This is a genomic window from Sphingomonas sp. OTU376 (assembly GCF_038440415.1).
GTDB lineage: Bacteria > Pseudomonadota > Alphaproteobacteria > Sphingomonadales > Sphingomonadaceae > Sphingomonas > Sphingomonas kyeonggiensis_A.
In genome coordinates this window covers 1-19,937 of record NZ_JASATQ010000082.1, presented here as the reverse complement: position 1 = coordinate 19,937, position 19,937 = coordinate 1, and the positions used below count along the sequence as shown (strand labels likewise).

The 19,937-nt window shown below is 66.5% G+C and carries 13 protein-coding genes; 2 read left to right on the top strand and 11 right to left on the bottom strand.

Translation table 11 applies throughout. The annotated features are described in order from the left end of the window. Positions 1-90: 90 nt before the first annotated feature. On the bottom strand, positions 91-4,140 hold the full coding sequence (locus AAHM44_RS22295) for a glycosyl hydrolase (RefSeq protein WP_342251368.1): 4,050 nt from the start codon (positions 4,138-4,140) through the stop codon (positions 91-93). A gap of 144 nt (positions 4,141-4,284) precedes the next feature. On the opposite strand from AAHM44_RS22295, the gene AAHM44_RS22290 reads away from it, so the two are divergent. Together AAHM44_RS22290 and AAHM44_RS22285 are read left to right on the top strand one after the other, a co-directional pair. Further along, the gene (locus AAHM44_RS22290; protein WP_342251367.1) at positions 4,285-6,363 is read left to right on the top strand and encodes a beta-galactosidase; all 2,079 of its coding nucleotides are present in this window, start codon (positions 4,285-4,287) and stop codon (positions 6,361-6,363) included. Then, positions 6,360-7,562 carry an SGNH/GDSL hydrolase family protein gene (locus AAHM44_RS22285; RefSeq protein WP_342251366.1) on the top strand — a complete coding sequence of 401 codons (1,203 nt, stop codon included), beginning with the start codon at positions 6,360-6,362 and terminating at the stop codon, positions 7,560-7,562. Before AAHM44_RS22290 ends, AAHM44_RS22285 begins: the two co-directional genes overlap by 4 nt. A gap of 84 nt (positions 7,563-7,646) precedes the next feature. On the opposite strand, the gene AAHM44_RS22280 is transcribed toward AAHM44_RS22285, so the two are convergent. The 10 genes from AAHM44_RS22280 to AAHM44_RS22235 all read right to left on the bottom strand — a co-directional run bounded on the left by AAHM44_RS22280 (position 7,647) and on the right by AAHM44_RS22235 (position 19,900). Next, positions 7,647-9,857, bottom strand: a complete 2,211-nt coding sequence (locus AAHM44_RS22280; protein ID WP_342251365.1) for a hypothetical protein — start codon at positions 9,855-9,857, stop codon at positions 7,647-7,649. 62 nt (positions 9,858-9,919) lie between these two features. Continuing rightward, positions 9,920-11,545, bottom strand: coding sequence for an alpha-L-fucosidase (locus AAHM44_RS22275; RefSeq protein WP_342251364.1), 1,626 nt, complete (start codon positions 11,543-11,545; stop codon positions 9,920-9,922). Further along, positions 11,542-11,994, bottom strand: a complete 453-nt coding sequence (locus tag AAHM44_RS22270; RefSeq protein ID WP_342251363.1) for a hypothetical protein — start codon at positions 11,992-11,994, stop codon at positions 11,542-11,544. The genes AAHM44_RS22275 and AAHM44_RS22270 overlap by 4 nt, the downstream gene beginning before the upstream one ends. 19 nt (positions 11,995-12,013) lie before the next feature. Then, positions 12,014-13,795, bottom strand: coding sequence for a DUF5060 domain-containing protein (locus tag AAHM44_RS22265; RefSeq protein WP_342251362.1), 1,782 nt, complete (start codon positions 13,793-13,795; stop codon positions 12,014-12,016). 203 nt (positions 13,796-13,998) lie between these two features. Further along, positions 13,999-15,051, bottom strand: a complete 1,053-nt coding sequence (locus tag AAHM44_RS22260) for a hypothetical protein (protein ID WP_342251361.1) — start codon at positions 15,049-15,051, stop codon at positions 13,999-14,001. 14 nt (positions 15,052-15,065) lie between these two features. Beyond that, positions 15,066-15,788: an SDR family oxidoreductase gene (locus AAHM44_RS22255; RefSeq protein WP_342251360.1), complete on the bottom strand. Its 723-nt coding sequence runs from the start codon at positions 15,786-15,788 to the stop codon at positions 15,066-15,068. 11 nt (positions 15,789-15,799) lie between these two features. Beyond that, the gene (locus tag AAHM44_RS22250; protein ID WP_342251359.1) at positions 15,800-16,852 is read right to left on the bottom strand and encodes a Gfo/Idh/MocA family protein; all 1,053 of its coding nucleotides are present in this window, start codon (positions 16,850-16,852) and stop codon (positions 15,800-15,802) included. A gap of 8 nt (positions 16,853-16,860) precedes the next feature. Next, positions 16,861-18,015: an extracellular solute-binding protein gene (locus AAHM44_RS22245; RefSeq protein WP_342251358.1), complete on the bottom strand. Its 1,155-nt coding sequence runs from the start codon at positions 18,013-18,015 to the stop codon at positions 16,861-16,863. Then, on the bottom strand, positions 18,012-19,130 hold the full coding sequence (locus AAHM44_RS22240; protein ID WP_269575986.1) for an ABC transporter permease: 1,119 nt from the start codon (positions 19,128-19,130) through the stop codon (positions 18,012-18,014). The genes AAHM44_RS22245 and AAHM44_RS22240 overlap by 4 nt, the downstream gene beginning before the upstream one ends. Then, positions 19,127-19,900, bottom strand: a complete 774-nt coding sequence (locus AAHM44_RS22235; protein ID WP_342251357.1) for an ATP-binding cassette domain-containing protein — start codon at positions 19,898-19,900, stop codon at positions 19,127-19,129. The genes AAHM44_RS22240 and AAHM44_RS22235 overlap by 4 nt, the downstream gene beginning before the upstream one ends. Positions 19,901-19,937: the final 37 nt, after the last annotated feature.

Here is a 19,937-nt window from a genome sequence, read left to right as displayed (position 1 = left end):
GGGCCCCGGGTCTCCTCCCCGCTCCCCGGGCGCCCCGGGCCCCCCGGGGTCCCCCCGGGGAACAGCTGCCACACCCAAGGTTGATGCCACCTAGCGCTCCCGCTTCACCGAAACCTCCTGCGCGAACACCAGCCGCACCGGCCCGAGCAGCCCGGAATCGAGCAGCGGCTCGTCCGCCGAATAGAAGGTCCAGGGCGTGAAACTCACCCGTCCACCCGCCGGCTTGGCTTCGCCGGCCTTGTACCAGTCGGGAAGCGCAGTGATCTTGCGCGCCATCACCGGCACCTTCTTGCCGTCCGCCGCCACCTTCTCGCCGATCTGCCATTCGGCATCGACGAACTTGCCTTCCTCGGGCAGCGCCGCATCGGCGATCATCCGGTTGGCCCAGAGATTGGTCACGGCGAACGAGACGCTGTTCGCCCCCGGCTTCACCACATCGGTGATGTCGACGCGGTACGGCTCCTTCCACACCACGCCCAGATCCTTGCCGTTCACGGTCACGCCCGACAGCACCTCGACCCGGCCCAGATCGAGATAGACCCGCCGCCCCTTGCCCAGCGCGCTCGCCGGTACGTCGATATTGCGCTGATAGGTCGCGGTCCCCGAGAAATGCCGCACCCCGTCATCGGCATGATGGCTGAGCGATTCCAGCTTCGGCAAAACCACGCTCTCGGGCGCCCCGCGCCCGGGCTGGAAGCGCACCGTCCACGGCCCCGCCACCGTCACCGGCTCGGGCACCTTGGCGGTGAAGCCGCTGCCACCCTCCAGCGTATAGCGCCCGCTCGCCCAGGCGAGGCCACGCAGCCCGCCCGTGTCGTCGCGCTCCACCGTCACCGGCGTCGCCGCGATCGGCGCCACCGGCGGATCGCCCGCCGCTTCGGCAGCGATCTCGTCCGCGCTGAGTGCCCGCGCCACCGTCTTGAGCGGCGTCGAATTGCCCTCGAAGAAATAGCTAACGCCCAGCGGCTGCGGCGCGTCGCTGCCGCCCGCGAACACCCGCCGCCCGCTGCGCAGCCCGGTGCGCACCAGCTTGCCGTTCAGATAGAGGCTCGGTGTGCCCCGATCATAGACCAAAGCGACATGCGTCCAGCCCGAAACCGGCACCCGGCTCACCAGCACCGCCGGCACGCTGTCCGGGCTCGCCCGCTCGATCACCATCGCGCCGTTGCGGCCGAACGCCAGCCCGGCAATCGCACTGCCCTCGCCGTGCAGGTCACGCCCCGATCGCGCGTTGATGAGGTAGTTCTTGCCGGTCTCGTTGATCCGCCCCTCGGTCTTCTCGTCGGGCAGCACGCGCAGGTCGATGTCCGGCTTGGCCCAGAGCGACAGCGTGAAGCTGCCCTCCGGCGCCGTCGCCCGCACCGCGACCGGCGGATCGAGTTCCGCCACCCGCTTGCCGTCCCGCGCGATCCAGCCGGCCCGCGCCTCGCCCTTGTCGGGGTCGAGCATCACAAAGGTCGATCCGGCCGGCGACAGGTCGAACGTCACCTTCGTCTCCGCCGCATCGCTCGCGAACAGCACCGGCCGCGAGACCGTCCCCGTCTCGGCATCCCAAAGCGACGGCACGGCACTGCCGACCCGGAAGCTGCACGTCACCGTCTCGGCGCGGCGCTGGCGATTGGCGACGAAATACATGTCGCTGCCCGCCAGCTTGCGGTGCAGCCACGCCACCTGCCCGTCGGGCGTCCGCGTCTCGCACCGGGCGTCAGGCCCGACCTTGAGCGCGTCCATCGCCTCGAGCACGCTGCCCTTGGGGAACACCATTCCCGCGCCGACCTTGCGTGGCGCATCTCCAGCGCCCCACAGCGCCTCGGTCGACACGCGGAAATCCGCGTCGCCCGTCATCGTCATCGAATGAACCGGCCGCGGGCCCAGGATCACCGCCCCCTGCTCCACCAGCGCATGCAGCTTGTTCGCCAGCTGCGGCGTCATGCTCGATAGCGTCGCCGGCAGCACCAGCAGCCGATATTCCGCGCCGTTCGCCAGCACGATCCGCCCGTTCTTCACGCTCGCGCGGGTCAGCAGCACCTCGGCATTGACCAGGTCATATTGATAGCCCGGCGGGATATGCGGCTCGAAATACTGCCCGATCTTCGGGTTGCTGTCCGGCGACACATCGGGCCGCGCATATTCGGCCTGATAGGGCGTTTCCTCCCCGGTGAAGAACAGCACATCGGCAACGTAATTGCCCTGGCGCAGCAGATACTGGCTGCGCGCCAGATACTGCATCCACGGCTTGGCCTGGGCGAACCAAGTGTTCGACCGGTCGAGGTTGATCCCCCACGGCCCCATCACCATCCCCGGCGCCGCCTTGGGATTGGGCTGATGCGCATAGCGATGGAAGATGATCTGGTTGAGCCCCAGCGCGAACATCTGGTCGCCCAGCGCCTTCATCGCATAGGGATAATCCTGCCAGCGGCTGGTCTGCGCCTCGCCGGTGAAGCTCTCCGCCGCGATCACCGGCTTGCCGTACACATGCGCCGCCGACGTCACCATCTTCATCGATCGGTTGTCGGTCCAGGGCGTGCGCGTCCAGAACTCGCTGCTCGGCACCTCCGTCCGCCCCGACACCTGCAGCGTGTCGAACGCGCCGGGGCCGTACGGCTCGGCATAGAAATGCAGGCCGATCGCGTTGGCATGGCTCTGCATCCGGCCGTAATAATTGTCCGCCATCAGGTCCGAGAGCGTGTCGCGGAAATCGAACAGGAAGCGGTCGGACTGGTCGGCATCGCCGACGATCCGCCCGGTCAGCGCCGGCAGCCAGGGCGTGATCGCATAGCCCTTCTGCCTGGCGAAGAACTGCGGCAGCTTCGCCGTCCAGTTCTGCAGCCCGGCTTCGTAGCTGTCGATCATCAGCATATCGAAGGTCTTGCCGAGATACCCGCCCGAAGCCTCGGCCAGCTTGCCGACGCTGCTCTGGAACTGGAAATCCACCGCATCGGGATCGAGCTTGTCGACCTCGAGGCCCCGCCCGGCATCCGATGCCGCGACGTTCAGATGCGCGGTGCTGGTGTGCCCCAGCCGCAGCACCGTCCAGCGCCCCGCCGGCGGCGTCCAGCGCAGCGTGCCGCTGGCATCGAGCTTGCCGGTGAGGTCGATCACCTTCGCCGGATCGATCGCATCGGCCTTGCGCAGATCGCTCGGGTGCGGCTCCACGGCGGGCGAGGCACGGAACAGATGCTCGCCCTTCAAATCCCAGCCATCGATGCGCGGCGTCGCATGGAACAGCGCCTCGGTGAGCTTCAGTCGCCCCTTCGGCGTGACGCGGAACCACCTGGCAGTGACCGGTGCGAAGTTGATCGTGCCGGGCGCCTCGATCCCGCGCTCATGCTGCGCCGGCGCGCTGACCTGGCCGATGCGCGTCCAGCTCTTCCCGTCACTTGAGACTTCGATGCTTGCACTGAACGGCCCGGTATGCGCGTCGCTGTACAGAGTCACCGCCTGCGCGGTGAAGGGCGACTTCATCCGTATGGTCAGCGGCGCATCGGGGGTTGCATCCGTGCCCGTGTTCAAGTCCCGGTCGGTCAGCACGGCCGAGGGGACCGGGCTCGCCGTCCGCATCTCGGCGACTGCATCGCGGTACACGCTGTCGTCGCCCGCGCTCGCCGGAAAGGCGATCAGCGCGGCGTCGCGATAATAGCCAAGCTTCGTATAGGGTTGCGCCAGCTTCACCGTGATCGGCTTGCCACCCGCCACGGTCGTCTCGGTCCAGACGAGCTGCTGCATCGATCGCTCGGGGGTGATCCAGGGCCCGCCCGAGGACGACCAGCCCGGCGCGTTGTGCAGCCCCACTTTCATGCCAAGCTGCTCGGCTTTCGCCATCATGTGCGTCATCAGTCCCAGCCACTGTGGACTGAGATAGTCGACCGGCCCCTTGGGCACATCGCTGCTCCCGTCGAACGCCATCACGCTGCCGATGCCGATTTCCCGCATCGCGCCAAGATCGGCGTCCAGACCGTCTGCTGAGACGTTCCCATTCATCCAGTGATAGAAAGTCCCGGGCCGCACCTCGGCCGGCGGATCGCGGAACGCCTCGGGGCTGGGCCGGTCGGCCGCCGGTTGCGGCACCTCCTGCGCCATCGCCCCCGCCGCCGGAATCACCAGCGCGCACCCCGCCAGCCACCGTCCGATGCCCGCCATATCTCTCCCTCTTCGGCTATTCTTTTGCCGCAACCTAGCAGGTCAAAACATCATATAAAACGATAAATAAGGCTTGGCCTCCGGGTCATCTCGCGGCATCACCTTTGCAACCAAAAGCGTATGAAACGACAAGGGAGAGAGAGGATGGCCCGTTGGGCAGGATGGGCAGTGCTGGCATTGGCCCTGAGCACCACCGCCCCGGCGGCTTTGGCGCAGGCAGGCAGCCTCGACCGCGCCACTGCCTTTGCCGACAAGCCGGCCATCGCGGTCGGCGTCGCCTGGTATCCCGAGCAATGGCCGGAAGCGCGCTGGGACGTTGATCTTGCGCTGATGAAAGCCACTGGATTCAACACGGTACGCGTCGGCGAGTTCGCCTGGAGCCGGATGGAGCCCGAGGAAGGCAAGTTCGATTTCGCCTGGCTCGACCGCGCGATCGCGGCGGCGAAGAAGCACGGCATGATGGTGGTGATCGGTACCCCCACCGCCGCCCCGCCCGCCTGGCTAACGCAGAAATATCCCGAGGTCCTGCGCGTCGACGAGAACGGCACCCGCGCCGGCCATGGCGGCCGCCGCCACTTCTCCTTCGCCAGCGCCCGCTACCGCGACTTCTCCCGCCGCATCGCGGTCGAGATGGCCAAGCGCTATGGCAAGGATCCCTCGGTGGTCGGCTGGCAGATCGACAATGAAGTCGGCCCGCCCTCGTTCGATCCCGAATCGGTAACTGCCTGGCACGCCTTCCTGCAGAAGCGCTACGGCAGCATCGACGAGCTCAACCGCCGCTGGACCACCGAATATTGGAGCCAGCATTACAACGACTTCGGCCAGATCCCGCTGCGAGCCACCGGCCAGCAGAACCCGGGCTTGCTGCTCGATTTCAAGCACTTCACCACCGCGACCTGGACCGACTATGTCCAGAACCAGGTCCGTGCGATCCGCCCGCTGATCGATCCCCGCGCCTTCGTCACCACCAACACGATGTTCTGGAATGCGGGCTTCGATCATTATGCGATGCACCGCGATCTCGATATCGCCTCCTGGGACAATTACATCCAGGAGGGCCGCCCCGACTGGGTGGCGAACGGCGCCAATCACGATCTCGTCCGCGGCTACAAGCAGCGCAATTTCTGGCTGATGGAAACCCAGCCCGGCCGCGTCGACTGGGCGCCGGTCAACCGCGCGCTCGACCCCGGCCAGGTCCGCGAAATGGCCTGGCAGGCCGTCGCCCACGGTGCCGACGCAGTACTCTACTGGCAGTGGCGGCCCGCCGCCAACGGCCAGGAGACCTATCACGGCGCGGTGCTCGGCCAGGACGGCAAGCCCAACCCGATCCAGCCCGAGATCGCCCGCACCTCCGCCGATCTCGTCGCCGCCGCGCCCCTGCTCGCCGACACGGCACCCAGCGCCGATGTCGCGATGCTCTTCTCCTATGACAGCCGCTGGGCGATCGATATCCAGCGCCATCACAAGGACTTCGACGCGATAAAGGCGTTCACCGACTTCTACCGCCCGCTACGCATCCAGGCGCAGGGCGTCCATGTCGTAGCGCCCGAAGCGAATCTCGCCCGCTACAAGCTGGTGGTCGCGCCCAATTTGATGGTCCTCACCGAGGCCCAGGCCAAGGCGCTGGAGCGCTATGTCCGCGGCGGCGGTCATCTCGTGCTCGGCCCGCGCTCGGGCATGCGCGACGATGCCAATGCGCTGTGGCCGCAAAAGCAGCCGGGGCCGCTCGCCGGGCTGCTCGGCGCTGAAATCGCCCAATATTATGCGCTGGACGAAAGCGTCGGCGTGACCGGTGCTGTCGCGGGCAAGGCGACGATCTGGGCCGAGGATATCAAGCCGCTCGCCAGGGACGTGCAGGTCCGTGCCACCTATGCCGACAAGGGCGGCTGGCTCGACGGCAAGCCCGCAATCGTCACCCGCAAGGTCGGCAAGGGCAGCATCACCTATGTCGGCGCCTGGCTTGATCCGGCGACGATGCAGCAGCTCGCCACCAGCCTGCTCGCCGAAGCCAAGGTGAGTCCGGTCCTCCCCGGCGCCGACCCCGATCTCGAGATCGCCGTCCGTGCCGGCGGCGGCAAGCGCGTGCTGATCGCGATCAACCACGGCAAGCAGGCCCGTCCGCTCACCCTCCCCGCCGGCGCGAAGCCCGCCGGCGGCGACTGGGCAGACGGCCAGATCGCGGCGCACGGCATCGCCTGGTTCGCGCTTGGAGAGGCCAGATGATCAGGCCGCTGACGCTCTCGCTCGCCGCCCTGCTCCTCGCCGGCGCGGCAAGCGGCCCCGATCGCTGGGTACCCGCCTGGTCCGGCCCGCCGATCGGCTATGAGCCCGACACGCGCGACGGCAAGGCGCTCGGCCGCGCGTTCAAGGCCGAGACGGTCCGTCAGGAGCTGCGCGCAGGCATTGCCGGCAAGACGCTGCGTGTCCGCCTCAGCAACGAGCTTGCCGACGAGGCGCTCCGCATCGGTGGCGCCTCGATCCTCCGTCTCGACGCCGAGGGCAAACCGGTGCCCGGCAGCCTGCGCACGCTGACTTTTGGCGCCGCGCGGGATGTTCGCATCCCCGCCCGTGCCCCGATGCTCTCCGATCCGCTCGCCTATCCGGTGGCCGCCGGCGAGCGGCTGGCGGTCTCGCTCTACTTCCCCGGCGAAGTGGCGCCGCCCACCCATGCCCAGATGGTCGACATCGCCAGCGGCGACGCCAGCGCCGAACTCACGCTTCCCAGCCCCCGCCGCGCCCGCGCCTCGGGCGTGGTCAGCGCGCTGGAGCTGTCCGGCACTGCGGCAACCAAGGTGCTGGTAACCTTCGGCGATTCGATCACCGAAGGCGCCGGCGCCTCCAAGGCGATGAGCTGGCCCGACCAGCTCGGCCGGATGCTGCCCGCCAATCCGCAGGGCCGCTGCTGGGCGGTCGCCAATGCCGGGATCAGCGGCAATCGCCTGCTGAGCCAGGGTCGCGGCCCCGGCGCACTCGCCCGCTTCGATCGCGATGTGCTGTCGGTCCCGGGCGCCACCCATGTCGTGATCCTCGAGGGCATCAACGACATCGGCACGGTCAGGAACCCGGGCAAGGACTGGCAGCCCCCCGCCGCCAGCCTGATCGCCGCCTATGAGCAGTTGCTGACGCGAGCCAAGGCACGGGGCCTCAAGGTGATCTTCGGCACCCTGCTGCCCTATCAGGGCGCCGCCTATGCCGATGCGGCGGGCGAGCAGCGCCGCCAAGCGGCCAATGCCTGGATCCGCGCCAATGCAGGGCGTTTCGACGGCCTGATCGACTTCGACAAGGCGATGGACCAGCCCGGCCAGCCGGGCACGATGCGCCTCGCCGAGCAGATCGGCGATCATCTCCACCCCAACGATGCGGGTTATACCCGCATGGCGAAGACCGCCCTGCCCCAGATCCTGAAGCAGGGCTGCCGGTAACTGGGGTGTATCGATATTCAACACTTAGGTTCCCCGGCTTTCGCCGGGGAGCTAAAGGGTGCCGAAACTACATAATATCGATGCCTAGCGCTCGACCCGGATCAGATAACTGGTCGTTGCCGGCGCGCCCACGCGGATCTCCCAACCCGGCTCGATCATCTTGCCGGAGATCTCCTTGCCGATCGGACGCGCCGCCCCGTCCAGCGGCTGGGCAAAGACACCAATCGCGCCTTCCAGATCCTTGAGCTGGATCCAGCCGGTCACCGGCTCGATCAGCGTAGGCGCGGTACCCCAGTTGGTCAGCATCGCCCGGCGCTCATCCCAGGTGGCGCCGGTGTTCTGGGTCGTGCTCGTCGTGGTGAGCAGCAGCCGGTTCGACAGGTTGATCGGCTTGCCGTCGAGCGACGACAGGGTGATCGTCGCGAAGCGGTTGGCGATCTCGGCCGAGAGGTTGCGCGTCTGCACCTTCGGGTTCTCGCGCACGAAGCCGACCAGCGCCTGGCTGCGCGCCGTATCGACACTGACGATGCCGTCCTTGCCGTCCGAGGTCTTCCAGCTGAGCTCCTTCGTATCCGAGACGATCGGGTTCGCAGGCGGCAGCGGCGCGGGCAGGCTCGGCTTGCAATCAAGGCACGAGACGCGCGAGCCGTGCACCAGCGGGATCATCTTGTCGAAGCCCGGCGTGTAATAGGGCATCTCGGCCCGCGGCAGGCGCGAGGCCTCGCTGATCTGGTCGGTCGAATAGGAGCGCGTCAGCACCGTCTTCGCCGCCGAGACGTCGCCGCGCAGGAAGATCATCGCCCCCACCGGCATCTGCGCCATCTTCACCGGGTCCAGCGTCATGTCGAAATGGTCGGCGATCGCCGGCTTCCACTCGCCGCTGATCTTGGTCTCGAAGGTGTAGAAGAAGATGCCATCCCAGTCCTGCAGCGCCGCATAGGAGGCGAGGATCGGGATCATCTCCGATCCATATTCGCTCGGGAACGGGTGATTGACCTCGCTGACCGTGAACGGCTTGCCGACAGCGGTGCTGCGCGCCAGCTTCTGGATGATCGACAATTCCGGACTGTTCACCATCGGCTCGTTGCGCCGGCCATAGATCGCCGGATGCTGCCAATAGACATGCGCATCGACGATATCGCCCTTGAGCGCGGTGCGCATCAGCGGCTGGTTGGCAATGAAATAGGTATGGTCCGCCATCGGCACGACCGGCGACTTCACGCCCAGCTCGTCCTTCAGGAAGTGCTTCATGTCGGCGTGGAAGTCGATCTCGACCTGGGTCAGGAAGGCCAGCTCGGCGTCGAGGCGCAGGCGCGGCGCATCCGGATGGTCACCGCGCCGCATGAACGGCACCGGCTTGTCCGCCATCACGCCCGCCATGCGGTGCAGCTCGGCGACCTGCGCCGGCGTGCGGTTCTTCACCAGCCACGCATTGTACTTGTCAACCAGCAGCGCCTGGTAATGCGGCGTCATGTCGAGCTGGTAGTTGGCGCCGCCCTTCACCCGCTCGCCGCGCAGCCAGTTGCGCATCCAGAATTCGAGCACCGAATTCTCGTTGACCACTTCGACGGTCATCACCGCCGGATCATCGGCATAGCGCAGCCCGGTATATTGGTTGGTGTGGCCGAGCAGCTGCTTCGCATATTCCTTCTGCAGCGCGACCAGCTCGGGCCCGAAATAGGTGAAGGCCTTGGCGTTGTTGATCAGATCGACATCGGGCACCCCGTCACCGGGCTTGAAGACGCGGCCGACATTCAGGTTGAAGTTGACGTAGATGCCGTTCTTCTTGAGCTGCGCGAACCAGTAATCGAGCCGCTCCATCCGCTCGGGATTGATCTCGCGGCTGTTGTTCACATCGCCGCGGATCAGGCCGCGCGGGCCGTGGGTCACCGGCCCGTTCGTACCCTCGTTGCGCATCTGGTCCGGCGTGTCGGGCCGGTCGAGGAAGTGCATGCGGACGCAGTTCACCCCCAGCCGCGCCAGCGCATTGGCATAGGTCTCGGCATCCTTGTGCGACGGGATCTCCTCGCCGCCGATCGTCCAGCCGGTCAGGTTGACGCCCCAGCAGCGGAAGCGCTTGCCGTCGCCGCGATAGAGGTGGCCGTCGCGCGCCTGGATGAAGCCGTATTTGCCCGCCGGCCCATCGAGCAGGAAACGGGCATCGGCACCGGAATCGACCCGGGCCTCATGGTCCACCGGGAAGGGCTGCATCGGAATGTCCTGCGCCGAGGCAGGTGCAGAGAGCGCCGTCCCCGCAAGCGCGGCGGCGGTGAACAGGCAAGCGAACCGCTTCATGATATCTTCCCCTGAGTGTCGGCCGGCCGGTGCACCTGGCCCGGCCGTGCCTTTTCGTTGATTCAGCGCGTGCGGATGCGGAGGGCGTAGGGATAAGCCCCATCGCCAACCGCCGGCAGCGTGATGCGCAGCCCCTTGGGGGTCTGCTCCCATTCGACCTTGCCGCCATCCAGCAGCGCGATGCTCTTGATCGGCGCCGTCAGATAGGGCGTGCCGGCATAGAGCGTCTTGATCAGCACCGCGCCGTCCTTCGGCCGCTCGAGCCCGAGCGCGTAGAGATTGTCGCCCTTGGTGGTGAAGCGGATGTCGGCGGGCGTGTAGCCCTTCACCGCCGATTCCTCGACCTGGCCACCCACGCGCACCTGACCCGACTTGGTCGGACCCTCGCCAAAATATTGGAAAGGACGCGTGCCGTAGATCGCCTCGCCGTTCACTTTCAACCAGCCGCCCATGCCCTGCAGCACTTGAGTGATCTCGTCGGGGATCGTCCCGTCGGCCTTGGGCCCGACATTGAGCAGCAGATTGCCGTTCTTGCTGACGATGTCGATCAGGTCGGAGATCAGCGACTGCGCCGTGCGGTAACTGTCGTTCCTGGCATAGCCCCAGCTATGGACGCTCACCGAGGTATCGGACTGCCAGGGCGTCAGCTTGAGCGCGTCGGTCTTGCCGCGCTCCATGTCGAACAGCGCGCTGCCCTCGGCGAACTGCCCGCCCTTGTACGCGATGATGCCCTGCCCGCCCCAGCTTGCCGAACGGTTGTAATAATAGGCTGCGGTATCGCGCATCAGCGGTTCGAAGCTGGGCGCCGCGGTCCACCAGTCGAAATAGATCAGCTCCGGCTTGTACTTGTCGACCAGCTCCGAGGTGCGCGCCATCCAGTCATTGAGGAACGCCTTGTTGGGCGGCATCCAGGTCTGCAGCTGGCCACCATCGGGCCAACTCTCGGGCCTGTCGGCCGGCAGGCCCATCGGCGCCGCCGGACCATATAGGCCGTCATTCTTCGGGTCGTTGACGTCGGAATCGAAGGTGCGGCCCATATAGTACCACCACCAATGCTCGGCGCGGTGCGAGGACAGGCCGAAGTGCAGGCCCGCGGCGCGCGCGGCCTTGGCAATCTCGCCGGTGGTGTCGCGCTTCGGCCCCATCTTGGAGGCATCCCATTCGGTGAAGTCCGACGCGTACATCGCGAAGCCGTCGCAATGCTCGGCGACCGGCACGACATATCTGGCTCCGGCGTCCTGGAAGAGCTTCATCCAGGCGGTGGGGTCGAACTTCTCCGCCTTGAACTGCGGAATGAAGTCCTTGTAGCCGAATTTGGACTGCGGGCCGTAGGTCTCGACATGATGTTTGTACGCGGCGTTGCCGGGCACATACATGTTGCGCGAATACCATTCATTGGCGAACGCCGGGACCGAGTACGGCCCCCAATGGATGAAGATGCCGAACTTGGCATCGCGGAACCATTCGGGCGTGCGATACTTGCCGCGCAGCGCATCCCAGTCCGACTTGAACGGCCCGTTCGCGATCCCCGCCTTGACCTGCTTCAGCTTGGCATCGACCTTGGCTTCATAGCCCGGCACCTGTGCCGCCGCCGGAACCGCCAATGCTAGCGCGGCCATCGCCACCGACGCGCCAAAAATGCGCTTACCCGATATCATCCTGGTCTTCTCCATGATCCTGGTGCTCACCGCTTCCACGCGGTGATGCGAACTTCCGCGCCTTCATCGACTGCTGTGGCGGTACCGAAGGCGATGATGCCGACGCCTTCGATACGCACCCGGTTGTCCAGGTCGTCGCGGCCTTCATTGCCCTTGGAGCTGGTCAGCGAAACGATCCGCGACTGGATCGGGATCACCTTCCCGCCGACGATGATCCGGTCGAACGCGAAGTCGAGGATGGCGTGATCGGCGCGCACCACCTTGCCCTCGATCACCGCCCCGCGCAGCTCGCGCGGATCGATCAGCATACCGGTGATCGGGTCGCCGGGCTTGCTGGCGGTGCTGCTGATGGAGGTGTTCATCTTGACGAGCATGCTGCTGTTCATCGGCGACACGACCTCCGCGCCGCCGCCGCCTTCCTGCGCGAGGGCAGCGGGCGAGAGCAGCAGGGCTACGAGCGTGAGTAGAAGCTTGTTCATGGCTTAATCCTCTCTGCGCTCAGCGCGTGCCAGTCTTGCGGACGAGCACGGTCCAGTCGCCGGCGGCACCTTTCGGTGCGGTGCCGAGCGTGACGGCGGCCCCACCCAGGACGGTCCGCACGCTGCCGTTCTGCAACGCGCCGCCGGTCCGCGGATTGTACCATTTGACTTCGAACGGCCCCGTCGCCGCCGACAGATCCAGCGTGGTCGTGCCGCCCTCTGGCAGATAGACCGCATAGACCGCGCCCGGCTTGGCCAGGACATAGTCGTCGGTCGCCGGGGTCAGCGCATCGGCATGCTTCATCTCGGTGACCGGCAGATAGGTGCTGACGAAGTCATGGGCATGGCGGATCAGGTCGAACAGCTGATCGCGGCTGCGGAAATCCTCCATGTTCAGATCGCCGATCGGATCGGTGAAGAAGAACATCGTGCCGGTGCCACCTGCCATGTAATGGCCCCAGATCGCCAGCTTGCGGACCTTGTCGTGGCCCGGATCCTCGATGTCGGTGCGCACGCCCGGGTTCATCTCGATCAGCTGGACCAGCCACGGATGTCCGGCAGCCGCCGACTTGTCGAGCCACTTGATCGTCTCGGCATGGGTGTTCTCGGGATCGTGCTGGAGCGCGGTCGCATCGAAGTTCTTGAAGCCGAGCAGCCGACCATAGGTCTTGTCGTCGGCGATCATCTCCGCCTTCCACTGGACATACTGGATCGGGTGCTTCCAGGGATCGATCGCCTTGATGTAGTTGGAGATTTCCTCGATGTCCCGCATCGTGAAATAGCGGAACCGGTCCATCTCCTCATCGAGATCCCAGATCACCCCGCGATGATGCGCGAAGCGCGCGATCAGCTCGCGATAATAGATTCGCCGCTCCACCCCGAGCTTGCCGAGCGTCTGCTCGCCTTCTTCCTCCTGGGTGATCAGCATCACCTGCATGCCCAGCCTGTCCATGTGCGAGAACACGATCTCCCACTGGGCCAGCTTCGACACGTCATAGCGGGTATGCGCGTCGTAGGAGATCCATGGATTGATATCCATGGCGTCGCCGTAGTTGTTCATCGTCAGCGTGTAGAAGGAGTTCATCCCCTTCGACGCGAGATAGTTGAGCGCGCCGATGATGCCCTTGCCCTTGCCGCCCTGCCAGGTCGGGTCGCCGGCCTTCCAGTCGCGGACGTGCGGGTCGTAATGGTGGAGCTGGTCCTCGGTCGCGAAGCCCTTCGCCCCCCGATAGTCCTTGGTGTTGTCGAACTGGTAATAGGCGAGGAAATTCTCCGGGCTCTGCGATCCCGCCATCACGAAGTATTTCCCGCTGCCGGAATAGCGCAGGAAATGCTGGCCGACATATTGCAGCATGCCGTTGTCGAGCTTGTTGCGGCCCGATTTGTCCGCCGCCGCAATCTGGAGCGTACCCTTCTCGCCATCGATCGAGACCCCAGTGCCGGCGCCCGGATCCTGGCTCGCCGCCACGTCCTTGCCGGTGCGGAACGACACCCGATAGCTCCAGATACCGGCCTCGTCCGGCACGAAATGGACGCGCCAGATGCTGCCTTCGCTCGCACTGGTTTCGGCGGCATTGCCGTCCGCGGCGAAATAGCCGGGCACGACATAGGTCTTGCTGCCGTTGGTGAAGGTGACGTTCAGCCGATAGTCGCTGAAGGGGTTGGGATCGGCGGTCTCGCTCGTCTTCGGTCCGTTGAAGCTGAGCCGGACATCGCGCCATTGCTGGAGCTTGCCCTCGATCGTCGCCGCCGAAGCTGCAACACCGCCGCCAATGCCGACCAGCACGGCGACGAGTTTCAAGCAGACAAGCAGCGGCCTCCACCGCCGTTGGGCGTGTGCCATCATCCCTCTCCCTGTTTGCGCGGCAACCCCGCGTCAGAGCGCTCCTTGGCACCCGCTCTTCACTGGGCGCCGGCTCCTACGCAACCGCATCAATAATATTCTAATATGATTATTCAGCGAAGCTATTTCTGCAGTTTTGCCGAGTCAAATATTTTGATCGCTCACCAGGGCTTCGAGCGCGCCACTGCGAGCCCGCGCACGTCGTTCGGCCATTTTCCGCTCACCGCGCAGTAGAAATGGTAGAGCGCGCCGTCGTGGTGGATCACCGCCGGCTTGTGCGCGAATTTCTCGTCGATCGAGCCGGGAGGCCCGACATCGATCAGCACCTCGTCCGCCTTGGTGAACCGGGTCGGGCTGGCGCCGAACGCGAACAGGTCGCGCGCATAGCCGTCCTTGGCGAGGCCGAAATAGAACATGCCCCATTGCCCGCGGTGCGAGACGACGACGGGGTCGCTCGCGAAGCGGAAGTCGGGCGCGCCCTCCGCCCCGTTGCGGATCAAGGGACTGGCGGGATGCCGTGTCCAGCTCTTGAGATCCTTCGAGATCGCAAGGCCCGTCTGCTCCTTCCAGGGGCGACCGGTGGTCTTGGCGTTGTAATAGAGGTGAAAGGTGTCGCCGATCTTGACCAGATAGGGCTTGTAGAGCCCGCCGCGCTCCCATTCCGCACCGTCCTCGGCACGCAGGATCACGGGCCCGCGTTCCCAGTGGAACAGGTCGTCGCTCCAGGCGAGCCCGATCACGGCCGCCCCTTCCTCATAGCCCGCATTGGGATAGGCATGCCACGCAGCGACATAACGCCCACCCACCTTGACCAGCCGCGCTGGCGATTGCAGCTCGTTCTCCCGCAGGATCGAGGCACAGGCGATGTTGAACCGGGTGATCGGATCGCTCGGGTCGCGGGTTAGGATCACCCCCTTGCGGGTCCAGTCGACCAGGTTGGTCGATTCACAGATGCCGGTCTGGTAGCCGGTGCCGTCGAAGCCGACATAGGTCAGGTAGAATTTGCCGTTGGCGGAAAAGACGAACGGGCAATCGACCGCCTTCTCGTCGAAGCTGCCGGGAATGCCCGACCCGCCAAGGATCAGCTTGGGATATTTGTAGGACGTCCGATAGGGCGCCAGACGATCGGGCGCCGCGCTCGCGGATCCCGGCAGCAGCATCGTCCCCACCGCACCTGCCCCGGCGCCCAGCACACTCCGTCGATCGATCGTCATCACCCTGCCTCCGCTCAGATCGTCCAGCCGCCATCGATGATCTGCACCTGGCCGCTCGTGTAGGTCGCGCCCGCCAGATAGACGACGAGGTCGGCGATCTCCTCCGGCGTGCCGATCCGCCCGATCGGCTGGCGCGCGACGAAAGCGGCGCGTGTGCCTTCATAGTCGCCGCCCGCGCCCAGGCGCTCCTGCAGCGACGGGGTATCGACCGTACCAGGGCAGATCGCGGTGACGCGGATGTTCTGGCCGACGAAATCGGCGGCAATCGAGCGGGTGAGCCCCACCACCGCCGCCTTGGTGACCGAATAGGCAAAGCGGTTCGGCACGCCCTTCACGCTCGAGGCTACCGACGACATGTTGATGATCGCCCCGCCCCCGCGCGCAGCCATGCCGGGGATGACCGCCTTGCAGGTGTGCACCATCGCCATCACGTTGAGCCGCCAAGCGAAGTCGAGATCGGCGTCGCTGGTCTCGAGCACCGTGCCGCCGTGGACGACGCCGGCGCAGTTGAACAGGATATCGATCGTCTCATCAGCCAGCGCAGCCACCGCGGCAGGATCGAGCACGTCGAGCCGCCGCGTCTCGACGCGGTCGCTGGCAAGTCCTTCCAGCCGCGCTTCGTCGATATCGGTCGCGATCACCCGCGCGCCAGCAGCGGCAAGGGCGAGCACCGAGGCGCGACCGATGCCCTGGGCGGCAGCGGTCACGAGTGCGGTCTTTCCGGTAAGGTCGGTCACAATAAAGTCCTTCAGGGTCTGGGAATGGACATGCCGGACTGGTCGCCCGAGCGATAAGCGGCCTCGACGAGCGCCATGGTGCTCCACGCGTCTTCGACATGGGTGGAAAGCACCGTGTCCTCTCCCGCGGCGAAGCGCTGGAGATTGGCCATCGGGCCGATGAATGCGTCGGGGAACCAGGCGCCGGTCAGCGGCACCTGCTCCCAGTCCCGCCGCCGATCGGTCAACCAGAGCGCGTCAGGTTCGCCGGCCGGATAGTCGAGCAGCACGCCCAGCGTGGCGATCGCCGCGCCTTCCAGGCCCTCCACCCGGAAGCTCGCATCCTGGAAGCGGCGGCCGAAATCATGCTGGTGGTTGATCGACAACAGGCAGCGCAATGTCGGGCCGTAATCGAGGATCATCGAGGTCCGCGTATCGGCAAGCTCGCCCGAGGGATGATCGAAGCTGCGCGCGAACACGCTTTCCGGCTCGCCGACGAGCGCGCGGATCGCGTCGAGATAGTGGATCGAGTGGCTGACGATCTCGACCCGCTTGTTGCTCCGCAGATGCGGGAACAGGTGCCAGGGGGTGGCGAGGTTTATGCGGACTTCGATTTCCGTCAGCGTGCCCAGCCGGCCCTGTCGTACCGCATCCCGTATCGCCAGCATCATCGCCGAATAGCGGAGCTGGAAATTTACAGAGGCGACCAGGCCGCGCTTGCGGCAGGTGTCCCGGATTGCCGTTGCGGCCTGCAAATCGAGGCCCATCGGCTTTTGCAGAAGTACCGTCGCGCCATAGGGGAGGGATTCGAGAATCTCTCCGTGCGCCACCGGCGGGGCGGCTATATCGAAGACCGCATCCGCCTTTGCCGCCTCTTCCAGCGAGGCGAACACGCGGGGCACGCCCCACTCGACCGCCAGCGCCTCGGCACGCCCGCGATCCACATCGTAGAGCCCGGCCACCGGGAAACCGGCCTTGAGATAGGCAGGGAGATGCGCGTCCGCAACGATCCCCCCGGTGCCGAGGATGACGATCGGACGCGGGGCCGAGGGCATCGGCCAGCTTTGCTGGAGCTTGTGGTTCATGGGAGCATTCATCGGATTGCGCGGCTCTGCGCTTCGGCGAGCAGCTCGGCCGTCGGGCGATCGCCGATGACCGCTGCGGTCATCAGATCGTCGACGATATGGCTGATCCGCGCGAGATCGGGCGTGATCGGCATCGAACGGGCATGCGCGTGCAGCCATTCGAGCCGGTGATAATAGGGCAGACGCGCGTTGATCTCCGCATCCAGCCAAGTCGAGCGCCGCACGCCGATCGCGCCCTCGCTCGTGGTCAGCCGGTCCATCGGTGCGGTCGCGCAGTGGCGCAGGAAATCCCAGGCCAGCGCCTTGTTGCCCGAGCCAGACCCGATCGCCAGCACCCAGAAGACGTTGAGCGACACGTTTCCGGGCAGCGGCGCGACATCGACCAGCCCGCGCACCCGGCTCTCCGGCGCGGTATCGGCATAAGCCGCGAAGCCGAACCAGTTCGCCATCAGCGCGACCTTGCCCTCGGCAAACAGCCCGCCCGACGCGACGCTGTCCAGCGACCGGCAATCGGGGGCGATCGCACTGGTATCGCGCGCCAGCATGCGCAGGAAATCGAGCGCTTCATGCGCCTGAGGCGAAGCGAGATCGGGCCGTCCGAGACTGTCGAAAACCTCGCCGCCGCGCGACCAGACATGGATGCAGAAATCGTAGAAGCTGTTGTGCCCGTCCGGATAGAGCGCGAGCACCGTGCCGTAGCGCGCCTCCGCCGGCGCATGATGCGCCCGCGCCAGCGCATGGAATTCAGCCCAGGTCGCGGGCGGCTCGGCGATCAGGTCCTTGCGATAGACGAGGCATTCGGGCCCGTCATGATAGGGCATCGCCCACAACCCGCCGCCGAACTGCTGGAGGCCGGTGAGCGACGGGCTCCAGGCATCGGGCCAGTCGGGGATCGGCGCGCGCGCCTGATGCGGCGCCAGATTCTCGAGCAACCCGTCGGCCACCGCCTCGGCCAGCCAATCGGTGTTGAGAAAGGCGATGTCCCATTCGCCGCTGGCCAGCCCGCGCCCGGCAATCGCGCTTTCGTGCAGCGGATTGAGGTCCATCGCCACGGCTTCCAGCGTCGCGTCACGGCCGGTCACGCGCAGGAAATCGTCGAACTGCTTGCGGATCGCGCTCTCGAACGGGCCGAAGCGGCGGACGGCGATGCGCAGCCGGCTCATCGCGCCGCCTCCTTGCGGCGGCGATCGCCACCAACCGTGTAGATCGCAGCCGCGGCGATCACGACCACGCCCTCGATCAGCCCCTGATAGCTGGCGCCCAGATCGAGCACGTTGAAGCCGTTGGTGAGCGTGAACAGCAGCAGCGCGCCGGCCACTGTCTTGAGCACGCTCCCCGCCCCGCCGAACAGCGAGGTGCCGCCCAGGATCGCCGAGGCGATGACGGTGAGCTCGGCACCCTGCAGCGCGGTGGGGTTGATCGCGCCGAGCCGGCAGCCGAACAGCACCCCGGCAAAGCCGGCTGCCGCGCTCGACAGGATGAAGGCGCCGAGCTTGTAGGCATGGACGTTGACGCCCGACAGCCGCGCTGCCTCGGCGTTGCCGCCCACGGCGTAGATACGGCGGCCGACCACGGTGAAGCGCAGCACCGCCCAGACCAAAGCCGTGAACAAGGCGAGATAGACCACCGGCGCCGCCACTGCGAAATCGCGCCCGGCCAGCAAGGCCAGGCCCGCGACGACGACACCACCCAGCCCCAGCGCGATCCGGCGGCGGAAGGCGGCGTAGGCGAACAGCGCGACGGCCAGCGCGAGCAGCGGCCAGAACAGCGGCACCCGCGTGCTTTCGAAGGCCAGCATCTGCTGGAGCACTTCGGGCTGTTCGACCATCAGCGAGCGGCCATCGGTGAGCACCAGCACCAGCCCGCGCACCGCCGTGAGCGTGCCCAGGGTCACGATGAAGGCGTTGATGCCGACGAACTGGACGATCACGCCGTTAAACAGGCCGACCGACACCGCGGTGACAATCGCGGCGAGTGCCGCCAGCGGAAAGCCGATGCTCGGCGCCAGCCCGACCAGCACCGCCGCCGCCAGCGCCGCGACCGAGGCGACCGAGAGATCGAACGCGCCGGTGATCAGCATCACCGTCATCGCCACGCCCATGATCCCGACGAGCGAGGCCTGATAGGCGATGTTGCCGAGATTCTGCGCCGAGAGATAGGCCGGGAGCCCGCGCGATTGGGCGATGCCGGCAAGCAGCGCGAGCAGGATCAGCAGCGCGTAGTAAATGCCGGCCTTGCGCAGCCCGAGGCCGGCGCGCCAGTCTGTCGTCTGCATCATGCAGCCATTCCTGTGCTTGGAAAATTGCCACTGGCGCGCTGGATCAGCGCCGCCTCGTCGGTGGTTTCGGGATCGACTTCGGCGATCACCAGACCGTCGCGCATCACCAGGATGCGATCGCAGATGCCGATCAGTTCCTCGAACTCGGAGCTGACCAGCAGCACCGGCAGGCCTGCATCGGCGAGCCCGCGGATCAGCCGGAGGATGTCGGTGCGCGCGCCAATGTCGATGCCGGCGGTCGGCTCGTCGAGCAGCAACAGCCGCGTATCGGGGGTGAGCCATTTGGCGATCACCACCTTCTGGGCATTGCCGCCCGAAAGCTCGCCGACCGGGGCATCGGGCCCCTGCACCTTGATCGCCAGCCGCTCGATCGCCGCCAATGCGGCTTCGCGCTCCTGCCCCGGCGACTGGAACAGGCCGGTGCGCGGCAGCGCGATATTCTCGGCGACGCTCATGCCGGCGACGAACCCCTGGGTCGCCCGATCTTCGGGCACCAGCGCGATGCCGGCCGCCACGGCTTCCTCGGGCGTGGGACCCACCCGCTTGCCGTGGAGCAGCACCGTACCGCGCGCGGCGGGATCGGCGCCGAAGATCGCATGGAGCAGCTCGCTGCGCCCGGAACCGAGCATGCCGGCGATGCCGACGATCTCGCCGGCTGCGACGGTGAGGCTGGTGGGGGCGAGCTTGCCGGGGGAAGCTAGGTCGCGCAGTTCGAGAGCGGGTGGATCTGACGGGGTCAGGTCGTATCGACCTTCAGGCGGGATCGTCACCCCAGCTGTTCCCCCGGGGGGGGGGCGGGGGGGCGGG